Origin of the sequence: Chitinasiproducens palmae, assembly GCF_900095735.1 — a bacterium.
Classification (GTDB): Bacteria; Pseudomonadota; Gammaproteobacteria; order Burkholderiales; family Burkholderiaceae; genus Chitinasiproducens; species Chitinasiproducens palmae.
Map to the genome: position 1 here is coordinate 353139 of NZ_FNLO01000004.1, position 12842 is coordinate 365980.

Sequence of the window (12842 nt, forward strand, 5' to 3'; positions counted from 1 at the left end):
CCGCGGCCAGCGGGCTGGTCGGTCAGCGGGAGATCACTTCGAGGGCCAGGTTGCGGGTACGCGGCCCGAGCAGCCCGATCGCGAAGATCACTACCAGCATTGCGCCCGCGATGAACACGAACACGCCGGTAGTGCCGAAGTGTCCGAGCACCGAGGCGATGATGAAGGCGCTGAAGATCGCCGAGAACCGGCTCCACGAGTAGACGAAGCCCACCGCGCGCGCCCGCATGCCGGTCGGAAACAGTTCGGTCTGATAGGCGTGATAGCTGTACGAGATGATGTTGCCGGCCAGCGTCAGGCACAGGCCCATCACGATCAGCCCGACCGAGTTGGTGATCTGGCTGAACGCCAGACCGCACACGATATTGACGATGGCCATCGTGACGATGACGGTCTTGCGCTCGAACCGGTCGGCAATGAACAGGCCGATGATCGGACCGAGCGGCGCCGCGATCGCGATGATGCTGGAGTACATCAGGCTGGTGGTGACCGTGATGCCCTGCTTGACCAGCAGGGTCGGCACCCAGTTCGCGAAGCCGTAATAGCCGACCGTCTGGAACACGTTGAACAGGATCATCATGATCGCGCGCTTGCGATACGGCGCAACCCACATGTCGGCGAAACGGCTGCGCTCGACGATCGGCTCGACGGCGGCAGGCGGCGGCAGCGGACGACCCGACTCTGCCTCCACCTTGCGCTCGAGCTCGCGCATCACCGCGTCCGCCTCGTCGAGACGTCCCTTCATGGCCAGCCAGCGCGGGCTTTCCGGCAGTGCACGGCGGATCCACCAGACGAAGATCGCACCATGCGCGCCGATCAGGACCACCCAGCGCCAACCGTCCAGCCCGAAGTAGCGGTTCGGCACCAGCTGGTAGGCCAGGAAGGCGACCACCGGCACCGCGGTGAAGCCCACCGCCTGCTCGCAGGCGAAGGCGCGGCCGCGAATCCGCTTCGGCACCAGTTCCGAGATGTAGGTGCCGATCGTGACCAGTTCGACCCCGATGCCGAGGCCGGCCATGAAGCGCCAGAAGTTCAGGCCGCTCGCGGTCTCCTGGAACGCCATGACCACGTTGGCGACCACGTACCACAGCAGCGAGTAGGTGAAGATCGCGCGCCGTCCGAAGCGGTCCGCCAGGAAGCCGCAGGCGATGGTGCCGATGAACAGTCCGGAGAACAGCGCGGCGATGAAGCTGGCGACCCCGGCCATGCCGAACAGGCCGGTGGTGGTCGGCGTCAGAATGCCCGCCCGCACCAGGCCCGGCGCCACGTAGCCGGTGTACAGCAGGTCGTACAGTTCGAAGAAGAAACCGAGGCTCAGCAGCACGACGAGCGTCCAGATCGAACGGGTCGCCGGCAGTCGGTCCAGCCGCGCCGAAATCTGCGCGGCGTGTTCGGCCGGCGTGAGCGTCTGTGCCGCGGACGCGGCGGCGGTTGTGGCACCGCTGTTCGGATAGGCCACCATCTCTGTCTCCCTGCGCCGGTCTGGATGCCGGCGATTTGTCGTGTTCTTGGGCGCCTCTGTGCCGAGGCGCCGTCGCTCAGGCGGGCATGTCGGCCGTCTGCGCGTCCAGCAGTGATTCGAACGTGGCGATGCGTCCCGCCAGCGCGCTGGCCGCCACCGTGTACGGGCTGGCCAGCCAGACGTCGCCCGGGCCGGAGCGTCCCGGGAAGTTGCGGTTGATCGCGCTGACCGTGACCTGGCCCTTCTCGGTCGACTGGCCCGGGCCGCAGTTCGCGCACGAGCCGCAGCCAGGCATCACCAGCGTGGCGCCGGCTGCCTCGAATGTAGCGAGATATCCCTGCTGTTCGCAATAGCGGCGCACGTCGATGGTGCCGAACTGCAAATAAAGCCGCGTCGACGGCGGCACGCTCAGGCCATGTTCGACGCCCCAGCGCAGAACCTCGTGGTACGCGTCGAAGTCGGCGCGCTTGCCGGCGGTGCAGGAACCGCCATAGGCAATGTCGACGCCGACCGGTGCGCCGGCGAGAATGGTGCGCGCCGCAACGCCGTTGCCGGGATCGCCGGGACGGGCCAGCATCGGGCCCAGCGACGCGGCATCGATGTGGATCACATCGCGGTAGGCCGCGTCCGCGTCGCTGTGCATCCACGGCTCGATCGCCACGTCGATGCCGCGCCGTTCCTTCAGGAAGGCGCTGACCTTCTCGTCCGGCTCGACGATGCCGGTGAAACCGCCGAGTTCGGCAACCATATTGGTCAGCGTCGCGCGCTCGTCGACGGACATCGCCGAGATCGCGCTGCCGCCGTATTCGAACACCAGACCGATCGCGCTGCCGGAGCGAATCGCCGGCATCTGCAGCAGATGCAGCACGATGTCCTTCGCGGTGACGCCGGGCGCGAGCTGGCCGTCGACCTGGATGCGAACCGTCTCGGGCACCTTGCAGCGGATGTAGCCGGTGACCCAGCTGTTCGCGATGTCGGTGGCGCCCGCGCCGAACGCCAGGCAGCCAAGCGCGCCGGCATGTGGCGTGTGCGAATCCGTGCCCGCCGCGATCTGGCCAGGCAACGCGTAGCGCTCGGCCATCAGCGCATGGCAGATGCCTTCGGAACCGCTCTCGCCGGCCAGTTGACCGTGCGCGCGCACCGGATACTCGGTGGAGAACGAACGATGGCCGGCCATCAGATTGGCCACGCCCGGCAGCAGTCCGCCGCGCACGTGCGGCACGCTTTCGCCCGCCAGGATCAGGTGATCCTGAAACGCGATGATGCCGTCCGGCGCGTGCAGCGGCGCCGGTTTGCCGAACGCGCCGTGCATCAGGTGCGCGCACATGCCGGTGAAATAGTCGTGGCTGAAGCGCCAATCGGCGGCCACGAACACGCCCTCGCCGCGCCGCGCGGTGGCGATGTCGGGATGCAGGTGGCGGTCGATGATCTTCTCGACCAGGGTCTTCGGCGCGCCGGTGTCGGCGGCCGCGTCCGCACGCAGCGACGGCAGCGGCCAGCGCGCCTGCTTGCTGTAGGCGAGCAGGCCGCCGGCGCGGATGATCTGCTGGGTCAGGGCGTCACGGCCTTCGAGGAAGGCTTCGATCGGAATCGTCTCGCCGGCCGCGATGCGGTCGAGGATGCCGAAATCCGTGGTCGTCAGAATGCCGATGTTGTCGCAGTTCTGCTGGTAGATACGCTCGAAGCTTTCCGCGACGATCAACCGGATGCCGGCGGAAAGTTCCGCCAGCGGACTCGATTCGCGCGACGAACCCTTGCCGTAGCGCTTGCCCGCCACGGTGACCTCGAAGCCACCGTTGCGCACCGCGTGCTCGCCGATCGGCAGGCGGTCACCCGCCTTGAAGCCGACATAGGGATACTGCCCGAGCCGTTCGTCGTAGGTCATCATGACGGTGACCGGCGTGATTTCGTCGGTCGAAACGTCGTCGCGCAGCGCGCCCGCCTCGTCCCGGCTCAGGTTGCGGCCGGCCAGCTGGGCCTCGACCTTGTCCGCTTCGCGCGCGAGATAAAGCACGCGCCCGGTGATCGCGATTGACTCTCTCATAACCCCTCCCCCATCGGGCGAATCATACGTATCGGGCGCGTGCGCGCGAAGTGCCGGCTGGGCATTGCAGCCATCTGTTTCCACGTTGACTGAGCCGGGGCCGAAGCGCGGCTTGCGCACGGGCTGAAGCGCCCCATTCCGGCACCGAGCCGACACCGATCCGGCACCGATCCGGCACCAAGCCGGCACCCAGGCTGGCACTCGCCCGGCATCCGCGCCTCATGCGCGGCGGCCTGCCCGCCGCTTCAACCCTGCGTCAGAAAGCGCACCAGCGTGCGCGCCGCGGAGCTGAGCTGGCCCGCATCGCGCGTCACGATCAGCAGGTGGCGCGTCGCCCAGGGGTCGGTCAGGGGAATCAGGTCCAGATCGAGCGCGCGCAGGTAGAGCGTGCCGACCTGCTGCGGCACGATCGCGATACCGAGACCGACATGCACCATCCGGCAAAGCGCATCGAGACTGCTGACCGCGATCTTCGTGTGCAGCGTGCGTTGCCGGCGCGCGGCCTCGTGCTGGAGCAACTGCGCGAGCGCGCTGTCGTAGCGCAGCCCGACGAACGGTTCGCCGACGATGTCGTCGAACGCGACCGCGGCACGGCCGCTCAGCCGGTGATGCTGCGGCACGATCAGCGCCAGCCGGTCGTCGCGGTAGGGTTGCGCGCTCAAGCCGCCGACGCCTTCCGGCGCGGTGCAGATGCCCACATCGGCGCCACGCTCTGCGACCGTGCGCAGGACGTGTGTCGAGGTCTGCTCCTCCAGGCTGATCGTGATCAACGGATAGAGCCGTTCGAACGCCGCCACGTCTTCGGGCAGGAATTGCACGACCGACGACAGGTTGGCGACCACGCGCACCGTGCCGCTGGCGCCCGCGTGCACGCGCGACAGCTCCGCGCCGAGCGCTTCGACCGTTGCCACGATCTGGTCGGCGTAGCGCAGCACCGTTTCGCCCGCGGCGGTGACCGTGACGCCACGCGACTTGCGCTCGATCAGCTTGACGCCGAGCAGGCTTTCGATCTCGGCGATACGCCGGCTGACCGCCGATGCGGCGATGATCTCCCGCTCGGCGGCACGCGCGATGTTGCGCTCGCGGCACACGGTCACGAAAAGGCGCAGCGAGGTGAGGTCGAGCTTGCGCAGCAGCTGTTCCATGAGCTTCGTCTAGGTCCGACTCAATAGCCCTGCTTGAGCTCGGCGGACATCGCGCCAAGCACCGTCTTGACCGGCGCATCGGGCTCCGCGCTGGCCCAATAACGCCGGCTCGGATCGCCGAACAGCTCGAGCGACCCCTCCACGCGATGCGAGACCGGCGCCGCGTCGAAGGCCTGCGCCGAGCGGCGCACCATGTCCGCATACTGACGGCCGTCGCTGGGCTTCGTGTCACCGTTGACGCCGGCGGCGTGCAGCGCGGCGCGCAGGTCCGGCACCATGCAGGTATAGCGCACGGTGGCCACCACGCGCGGATTCGTGGCCTGCTCGCGTATCTGGCTGCTGAGCGCCTGGCAACGCGAACGCCGTGATGCCGCGACGAAACGTTCCGCCATATCCTGCACCGGCCCCTTCAGACCCGCGCGCTCGGACGCCGGTACCGCGGCCAACATACGCTCGCCCATCATGCGCGCCATGCGCGCGTCGAGGGCCGCCAGCGCGCCGGTATCGAGCGCATCCTTGCCCGCGTAGGCGTCGCGCAGGCGCTCGTTGATCGCGCGAGCGCTGACCATGTCGGCGTTGACCAGCGCCTTCATATAGAGATTGGCGGTCTGCTCCGGCGTCAGGGCGCCGTCCGGGTTGGCCGCGCGGGCGCCGGGCGTCAGCGCCAGGCAGGCCGCGCCAAGCAGTGCGGCGAGGCCGGCACGGCCGCAATCTCGATACTTCGGGATGAAACGGGAAATACGCGACTCGGCTTGGATCATCAGCTACAGGGTCTCCGTGTCGTTGAACATGGCGCCTTGCGGCGCACCGCAGGCGCGGCTGGCGCACCGGCCGCCGCACGGGATGAACCGGTCAGTAGGCGGTGCCCGGGCGGGACGGACGCCATGGCGGGCGTCGCACGAACGCCGCACGAACGTCACCCGGCCCGCCACGGCACCGGTGCGCCGGTGCGTCAGGAAGGCGCGGGCGCACCTGGCATGCCGGCCTCGCGCCGGCTTCGGCAACGCCCTCGCGCGGCAGCGCGGGAGCGTCGGGCCAGGCATCTAGCGTAGCAGCCCATGCGCCGACGTGCAGGACCGGCGAACGGCGGACAGCGAGCGACCGGGCCCGGCAGCAGCGCCGGGCTGCCGCCCCGGCCGCCCTGCCTGGCCGGGCCAATGCCTGCGCCCCGATCCAGATCCGCTGGCGCCGGCACCGCGCTCGCGCGGCTGATCCCCGCCCCGCGGCAGGCGCGGACCGGGTGCGGACCGGGGCCAGCCGGGGGCGCACCGGGCGCGCGTCGAGCGCGGGTCGGGGACGCGCCAGTGCGGCAATTGGAAAAGCTAGAAGCGCTGGATCGAGAACGGCTTCAGATCGAGCGCGGGCTGCGTACCGGATGCCAGGTCGGCAAGCACCCGCGCGGTCGCAGCCGCCCCGGTCAGACCGACATGACCGTGCCCGAACCCGTATAACACATTCGGCACTCGCGACGCCCGCGAAATCACCGGCAGCGAATCCGGCGTGCTGGGCCGGAAACCCAGCCACTTGCCGACGCCCGGCGTGTCGAGGCCCAGTTGCGCGTCCAGCGCCGGGAACATCCGCTTCAATTGTTCCAGAAGCAGGGCCGCGCGACGCCAGGTGGGCGGTGCCTGCAGTCCGGCGAGCTCGACGGTGCCCGCCGCGCGCAGCCGTCCGGCCATCGGCGTCGCGAACATCTTGGCTTCCGCCCACATCACGGGCGCGGCGAGCAGATGTTCGGCCCCGGGCACTTCGACGTGATAGCCGCGCTCGGTATCGAGCAGCACGCGGTCGCCCAGCGAACGGGCCAGCTTCGCCGACCATGCCCCAGCCGACACCACGACGTCGAGGGCGGGCAGCGAGCCGAAGCGGGTGACGACTGCAACCGCGCGCCCGTCGCGAACCTCGACCCGCTCGGCCGGTGCGTCGACGAAGCTTCCGCCGTGCGACACGAAGTGTTCGCAGAAACGCCGCAGCAACTCGCCCGGATCGACGAAATGGCCGGTCTCGGCAATCCGTCGGCCGCGCACGAAACGGTCCGACAGCGCGGGCATCGCCTCGCGCAACTGCCCCGCATCGAGTTCCTCGATCGCGACACCGTTGTCGGCGCGCAAGCGCATGCCGGCCGCGTCGCCACGCCACCCGGCGTCGGTCGAATAGAGCACCGTATGACCGCGCTCGCGCAACAGGTCGGTGGCGCGCGCCCGTGCCAGCAGCGGGCGATAGGCCTCCAGCGCCGGCGCGAGCAGGCTGCGCAGCGCGCGTGCCTGCGCCGCCACGCGTGCCGGCCGGCTCGACGCCAGGAAGCGCAGCAGCCAGGGGGTCATGCCCGGCAGTCGCGACCAGCGCATGACCAACGGGCCGTCGGGGTCGCGAAGCCAGCCAGGTACTTGCCAAACGACGCCGGGCATCGCGACCGGAACGATCGACGAGCCGTTGACGCAACCGGCGTTGCCAAGCGAAGCCGCCTGCTTGAGGGAGCGCGGATCGACGACCGTCACCGCGCGGCCCTGCTGTTGCAGTTGCAGTGCCGTACACATGCCGACCAGGCCGCCGCCGATTACGATGGTCCTGGGTTGCAGGGAATGCATGATTGGGCGTGTAGAGGGAAGCCGCCGGAAATCCCGGACGAAGGCGCTGGATTGCGCCGGGCTGCGCATTGTCGCAGAAATGATGCCGGCCACCGCAGCCAGGTTTCGGCCCGTCGGCATCCAACGCGGCAAGGCGCCTGCACGCTTCCGTTGAAAAAGGGACAATTGCGCCCATTTCTTCAGCGCACCGTTGCTCGCAACCGTATTCCAATGGCCTCCTCGCATCCTCTCCGTACGCCGCCGGCTCCGCCGGTGGCGCTCAAACCGCTCACCGTCGCCCTGGCACTGCTGGCCGTCGGCGCGCTGTACCTCGGCAATGCCTTCGGCATCAAGCAGGGCGCGCTCTACGTGCTTGGCGCACTGCTCGGCCTGACGCTTTATCACGCGGCCTTCGGCTTCACGTCGGCCTGGCGGGTTTTCATCGCCGACGGGCGCGGCGCCGGTCTGCGCGCGCAGATGGTGATGCTGGCCCTCGGTTCGATCCTGTTCTTCCCGGTGCTCGCCTCGGGCAGCCTGTTCGGGCACCCGGTCACCGGCCTGGTTTCGCCGGCCGGTACGTCCGTGATCGTCGGCGCGTTCATGTTCGGTCTTGGCATGCAGTTGGGCGGCGGCTGCGCGTCGGGCACGCTATACACGGTGGGCGGCGGCAGCACGCGGATGATCGTGACATTGATCGCCTTCGTCGCGGGCTCGGTGATCGGCAGCGCGCACCTGCCCTTCTGGTCGTCGCTGCCGCAGTTGGCGCCGTTTTCGACGGTCAAGACCTTTGGCTGGCCGCTCGCGCTGGCGCTGAATCTCGCGCTGTTCGCCTTGATCGCCTGGCTGACGGTGCGAATCGAGAAACGCCGTCACGGCGGACTCGTCGCGGCGCACACGCAACCGCCGCACGCTTCGCCCTGGCTGCACGGCCCCTGGCCGCTGCTGGCCGGTGCTGTTGCACTGGCCGTGCTCAATTTCGCCACGCTTGCGCTGTCGGGCCGCCCTTGGGGCGTGACCTCGGCATTCGCGCTGTGGGGCGCCAAGGCGCTGGACGCGGTCGGCGTGGGCGTTGCGAACTGGACTTACTGGCGCGCACCGGCGAACGCCGCCGCGCTGCATGCGCCGCTGGGCAAGGACATCACGACGGTGATGGACATCGGCATCGTGTTCGGCGCCATGGCCGCGGCCGCCTTGGCCGGCCGTTACGCACCGGTATGGCGACTGCCGTTGCGCTCGCTGATTGCGGCCATCCTAGGCGGCCTGCTGCTCGGCTACGGCGCGCGACTCGCGTACGGCTGCAACATCGGCGCGTACTTCAGCGGCATCGTGTCGGGCAGCCTGCACGGCTGGCTGTGGATGGTGGCAGCGTTCTTCGGCAACGTGCTTGGCACCCGCCTGCGGCCGATGTTCGGCCTGGAAGTGGAGCGCATGCAACCCACCAGTTGCTGAGAGGTGCACTGCCGAGGGGCGCACTGCCAGGAGGCGTTGCCGAGGGGTGCGCTGCAGAAGGAAGTACAGCCGGATGGCGTACAGTCGCAGGATGCCCGGGCACGCGTCACGCTGCCGGACAACGGCGGTTGCCGCATCGGCGATTGCTGACAGACTGGTCGGCAACCGCGCGGTCCACACCGGCTGATCGCCTGGACCGCCGGCCGTCGCATCGTCGCGACCTCACCGGCGACGCGATCTGGCCGGGCAGTGCACCTTGGGCGGTCAATCTCAGAGGGCAACCTCGGGCGGTCCAGCGGCGGCGGCCTGGCGGAAGCGGCGGCCCGGCCCGGAACTGATCGCCGAAGCGCCGCGCTTCGGCGGTCATTCGCGCCCTTGCCGCCCTTGCCGCCCTTGCCGCCCTTGCCGCCCTTGGCGTCATCACGAGCGTCACCTCAGGAGTCACGCTCAGCGGCCCCTACAGTGTCGCACCTGGTGTCGCGCTCGGCGTAGCGCTCGGTGCCGCGCTTGGCCTCGCCCACGACCTTTCACCGTTCAGCGGGACGCGCCCACCCACTCGCGCCAGAACACCGTCAGCACGGTCATCAAGGCCGGGCCCACGAAAAGGCCCAATGGACCCAAGGTCTCCGCGCCGCCAAGAATGCCCAGCAGCACGAGCAGAAAGGGCAGGCGCGACGAGCCGCCGATCAGCGCCGGCCGTACGAAGTGCTCGGCAACGCCGACGATCAGGAGGCCCGCGCCGAGCAGACATGCGCCGGCGACAGGCGCGGCATTCAGAAACAGATAAAGCGCCGCACCGCAGAACAGTAGCGGCGCACAGAAAGGCAGCATCGCGGCCACCGCACTCACGCCGCCGAGCAGTGCCGCATGCGGCACGCCGGTCAGCGCATAGGCGATGCCCAGCAGCAGGCCCTCGCCGCAGCCGACCAGTACCAGTCCGCTGACCGTGCCGCGCACGGCCCCGACCATGCGGACCAGCAGGGTTGCGCCGTCCGCGCCGACGCCACGGCGCGCGGCGTCCAGCAACTGTGCCGGCAGTCGCGAGCCCGACGCGAATACGAAGAACAGGATTAGCAACGTGAAGCCGAATTGCACGATGGCATGCAAGACCCTACCACCGAAACGCCGCCCATAGAGCAGCAGCGTCGCGCGCGGCACACGCATCGCGAAATGGCCCGCCTTGCCGGGCTCGCTCAGGTTGGTGCGCCACCATGCGTCCACCTGTCGGGCGCCGACTGGCAGGCGTTGCACCCAGGCCGGCACGGCGATACCGCTTTGCTCGATGTCGCGGGCGGCGCCGTACAGCGCGCGCGCCTCGCCGGCTGCCTGCCCGACGCCGAGCCCGAGCGGCAGCACAAAGATCACCGTGACAAGCAGGGTGAGCAGCGCCGCCGTCGCCCGTGGCCGGTGCCGCAGCGCCGGCCACGCCTCCAGGCGCTGCAACAGTGGCCACAGCGCGATCGCGATGACACCGGCCCAGGCGACCGCCGGCAGGAAGTCGTGGATGATCCAGACCGCAAGCAGTGTCAGGACCGCGTACAGCGCGGCCAGCGCGATGCGCTGCCGCCGGACTGCCGAGGTCGCCGCGGTCCCCGCAATCCGCGCAGTCCCCGTAAAACGATCGCCGGTCGGCGCTGGCTGGTCGAAGTCCACTTCAGTGCTGCAGGCCGATGGTCAGCGTCCCGGCGCCGACCAGGACCGCACCGCCCAGCACGCCGACGCGCCGCTGTACCTTCTCGCCGGCCAGGCGACGCGCCGCCACGCGGGCGATCAATCCGTACACCGTCGAGTTGAGCGTCGACAGGCAGACGAAAGTGCACAACATGATCGCGGCCTGACTGGCGAACGATGCGTTGGGCGACACAAACTGCGGCACGAAGGCGACGAAGAAGACAATGCCCTTCGGGTTCAGCGCGGTCACCGCCCACGCCGACAGGAAACGGCGGACCGCGCTCTTCGGACTTGCCGACAGTTCGGCATGCCGGCCCGCGCGGCGGGCCTTTGCGATCGAGCGCAAACCGAGAAAGATCAGATAGGCGCCGCCCACCACCTTCAGCGCCACGAACGCGGTGGCCGACGCCGCGAGCAGCGCGCCCGCACCGGCCAGCGACACCGCCATCGCCGTGCAGTCACCCGCCGACACGCCGGCGATCGTGCTGACCGGCGAGCGGCCCTTGTTCGACAAGGCGTCGGAAATCACCAGCAGGATGGTCGGCCCCGGGATCAGCAACAGAAGAATGCTCGCGCCGACAAAGGCGAGCCAGGCATGTAACGACATCGTTTCGACTCCTACACAAGAAGGCCGATGTTACACCTCGGCACACGGGCCGCGCTGCCTGCCGTTTGTCCGTACACCGTCGTTCGCGATTGGCCCGCTGCAGCGCCGTGGCGCCGTGGCACCGTGGCGGTGCCGAGAGCGACAGTCTGCGCCGGCGTCACGCCCGACGCCCGCGTGCCACGCCCACCGCGCTCATGTGCCCGCCTCCCCGGCCCCGGTCTCGGCTCCGGTCTCGGCTCCGGTCTCGGCTCCGGTCTCGGCTCCGGTCTCGCGCTGCCAGTCCCGCGTGCGCGCCACCGCGTCGTGCCAGCGATGCCGGCGCGCGTGTCGTTCATCCTCGCCGATTGCGGGCTCGAAGCGGCGCTCCGGCCGCCATTGCGCCGCCACTTCCGCCGCCCCGTCCCAGAAGCCGACGCCGATGCCGGCCAGATAGGCGGCACCGAGCGCGGTCGTCTCGGTCACGTGCGGACGAACCACCGCCTGCCCGAGCAGGTCCGCCTGCAGCTGCATGAGCAAGTCGCAGCGCGACGCGCCGCCGTCCACCCGCAGTTCGCTCACCGGCATGCCCGCGTCGCGCTGCATCGCGTCGAGCACGTCGACACTTTGCAGGGCGATGGCTTCGAGCGCCGCCCGCGCGATGTGCGGCCGGCCCGTGCCGCGGGTCATGCCAAACAGTGCGCCGCGCGCGAACGGATCCCAATACGGCGCGCCCAGTCCGGCGAAAGCCGGTACCATCACGACGCCGCCGGTGTCGGCGCACTGGGCGGCGAGCGGACCGACCTCGGGCGCGCTGTCGATGATACCCAGACCGTCGCGCAGCCATTGGATCGTTGCGCCGCCCATGAATACCGACCCTTCCAGCGCATAGGCCGGCCCGGTGCCGGCCGCCCCCAGGTCCCATGCAACCGTGCTGATCAGCCGGTTGCGCGACACGGTCGGCGCGGCGTCGGTGTTCATCAGCAGGAACAGCCCGGTGCCGTAGGTGTTCTTGGCCATGCCCGGTTGCAGGCAGGCCTGCCCGAAGGTGGCCGCCTGCTGGTCGCCGGCGAGACCGGTGATCGGAATCGACGCGCCGAAGCAACCCTCGTCGCACAGCGCGACCGGGCCGCATGATGGCACGACGTCAGGCAGCACCGCCTTCGGGATGCCGAAGCAGTCGAGCAGCGACTCGTCCCAGGCCAGGCGCCGGATGTCGAACAGCATCGTACGCGCGGCATTGCTGACGTCGGTGGCGTGCCGCCGGCCGCCGCTCAGGCGCCAGACCAGCCAGCTGTCGATGGTGCCGAAGGCCAGTTCGCCGGCGTTCGCGCGCGCGCGTGCGCCCGGTACGTGGTCGAGCAGCCAGGCGAGCTTGGTTGCCGCGAAATACGGATCGATCACCAGTCCGGTGCGCTCGGTGACCAGCCGTGCCTGCTCGGTCCGGAGCAGCCGCGCGCACTGCGTCGCGGTGCGGCGGTCCTGCCAGACGATGGCCGGCGCAAGCGGGCGCCCGGTGGCCCGCTCCCACAGTACCGTGGTCTCCCGTTGATTGGCGATGCCGATCGCGGCGATCTGCGCCGGCGCCAGCCCCGCATGGCCCAGCGCTTCGCGCGCCACGGCAAGCTGGCTGCCCCAGATTTCCTCGGCATCGTGCTCGACCCAGCCCGCTTGCGGATAGTGCTGGGTGAATTCGCGCTGCGCGGCGGCGACGATCTGGCCGGCGCGATCGAAGATCAAGGCGCGCGAACTGCTCGTGCCCTGGTCGAGCGCGAGGATGAAGCGGTCTTTCGGCATCGGCGTGTCCTGGCTGGCGGGCGCTTTCCTGCCGCGGCGCAACGCCCGGCGAGCGCACATGATCGCACGCGGCGCGGCATCGGCCGGCGGGCCGGGCAGCCGCCGCCGGCCAGCGGTGCCAGGG

Annotated in this window: 9 protein-coding genes; 1 reads left to right on the plus strand and 8 read right to left on the minus strand. The window is 69.7% G+C overall.

Annotated elements, in window-relative coordinates; all coding sequences use genetic code 11:
- Window positions 1–22: 22 nt before the first annotated feature.
- The 5 genes from BLU54_RS09295 to BLU54_RS09315 all read right to left on the minus strand — a co-directional run bounded on the left by BLU54_RS09295 (window position 23) and on the right by BLU54_RS09315 (window position 7239).
- Window positions 23–1462 carry an MFS transporter gene (locus BLU54_RS09295; protein ID WP_091907296.1) on the minus strand — a complete coding sequence of 480 codons (1440 nt, stop codon included), beginning with the start codon at window positions 1460–1462 and terminating at the stop codon, window positions 23–25.
- 76 nt (window positions 1463–1538) lie between these two features.
- Entirely contained in the window at window positions 1539–3506 is a 1968-nt protein-coding gene (locus BLU54_RS09300) for an aconitase family protein (protein ID WP_091907298.1), read from the minus strand.
- Between the two features lie 245 nt (window positions 3507–3751).
- Window positions 3752–4651, minus strand: a complete 900-nt coding sequence (locus BLU54_RS09305; protein WP_091907300.1) for a LysR family transcriptional regulator — start codon at window positions 4649–4651, stop codon at window positions 3752–3754.
- 20 nt (window positions 4652–4671) lie between these two features.
- A complete protein-coding gene (locus BLU54_RS09310) occupies window positions 4672–5412 on the minus strand; it encodes a hypothetical protein (protein WP_091907302.1) in 741 nt (246 codons plus the stop codon).
- 561 nt (window positions 5413–5973) lie between these two features.
- Window positions 5974–7239 (minus strand): NAD(P)/FAD-dependent oxidoreductase, encoded by a 1266-nt coding sequence (locus BLU54_RS09315; protein ID WP_170845088.1) that lies wholly within the window; start codon window positions 7237–7239, stop codon window positions 5974–5976.
- 210 nt (window positions 7240–7449) lie between these two features.
- Between BLU54_RS09315 and BLU54_RS09320 the strand changes: the two genes are divergently transcribed.
- Window positions 7450–8667, plus strand: a complete 1218-nt coding sequence (locus tag BLU54_RS09320; RefSeq protein WP_091907307.1) for a YeeE/YedE family protein — start codon at window positions 7450–7452, stop codon at window positions 8665–8667.
- 534 nt (window positions 8668–9201) lie between these two features.
- On the opposite strand, the gene BLU54_RS09325 is transcribed toward BLU54_RS09320, so the two are convergent.
- From BLU54_RS09325 to glpK, 3 genes are all read right to left on the minus strand, one after another.
- Window positions 9202–10266, minus strand: coding sequence for an AI-2E family transporter (locus BLU54_RS09325; RefSeq protein WP_091907436.1), 1065 nt, complete (start codon window positions 10264–10266; stop codon window positions 9202–9204).
- A 55-nt stretch (window positions 10267–10321) separates the two neighbouring features.
- A complete protein-coding gene (locus tag BLU54_RS09330; protein ID WP_091907309.1) occupies window positions 10322–10945 on the minus strand; it encodes a LysE family translocator in 624 nt (207 codons plus the stop codon).
- A gap of 192 nt (window positions 10946–11137) precedes the next feature.
- Complete coding sequence (gene glpK, locus BLU54_RS09335) at window positions 11138–12718, minus strand: glycerol kinase GlpK (RefSeq protein ID WP_091907438.1); 1581 nt, start codon at window positions 12716–12718, stop codon at window positions 11138–11140.
- Between the last annotated feature and the right edge of the window lie 124 nt (window positions 12719–12842).

Bases quoted from the DNA above. Each gene is read 5' to 3' on its own strand.
- BLU54_RS09295 (WP_091907296.1), bottom strand. From the start codon at position 1,462: ATGGTGGCCTATCCGAACAGCGGTGCCACAACCGCCGCCGCGTCCGCG.
- BLU54_RS09310 (WP_091907302.1), bottom strand. From the start codon at position 5,412: ATGATCCAAGCCGAGTCGCGTATTTCCCGTTTCATCCCGAAGTATCGA.
- BLU54_RS09305 (WP_091907300.1), bottom strand. From the start codon at position 4,651: ATGGAACAGCTGCTGCGCAAGCTCGACCTCACCTCGCTGCGCCTTTTC.
- BLU54_RS09300 (WP_091907298.1), bottom strand. From the start codon at position 3,506: ATGAGAGAGTCAATCGCGATCACCGGGCGCGTGCTTTATCTCGCGCGC.
- BLU54_RS09320 (WP_091907307.1), top strand. From the start codon at position 7,450: ATGGCCTCCTCGCATCCTCTCCGTACGCCGCCGGCTCCGCCGGTGGCG.
- glpK (WP_091907438.1), bottom strand. From the start codon at position 12,718: ATGCCGAAAGACCGCTTCATCCTCGCGCTCGACCAGGGCACGAGCAGT.
- BLU54_RS09330 (WP_091907309.1), bottom strand. From the start codon at position 10,945: ATGTCGTTACATGCCTGGCTCGCCTTTGTCGGCGCGAGCATTCTTCTG.
- BLU54_RS09315 (WP_170845088.1), bottom strand. From the start codon at position 7,239: ATGCATTCCCTGCAACCCAGGACCATCGTAATCGGCGGCGGCCTGGTC.